Origin of the sequence: Enterobacter sp. UNJFSC 003 (assembly GCF_036903355.1) — a bacterium.
Classification (GTDB): Bacteria; Pseudomonadota; Gammaproteobacteria; order Enterobacterales; family Enterobacteriaceae; genus Enterobacter.
On record NZ_JBAKHK010000178.1, the window covers coordinates 1 to 269 of the forward strand.

The window sequence follows — 269 nt, forward strand, 5'->3', positions numbered from 1 at the left end:
GCGCTGGACTACGACAAAGGCGTCGATATTCACCTGCACGAAACCACGCCGGCAGGCGTGGCAGCCATCAATTATATGGTTGAAACGGTAGAGAAAACGCCACAGCTGAAGGGCAAGCTGACCATCAGTCACGCCTTTGCGCTGGCAACGCTCAACGAGCAACAGGTAGATGAACTGGCGAACCGGATGGTGGTGCAACAAATTTCTATTGCCTCGACGGTGCCGATTGGCACGCTGCATATGCCGCTCAAACAGTTGCACGACAAAGG

The 269-nt window shown here is 54.6% G+C and carries 1 pseudogene; it reads left to right on the forward strand.

The window, feature by feature from the left end:
• Positions 1-269: pseudogene (locus V5P19_RS23675) on the forward strand (deaminase); the annotation flags it as partial.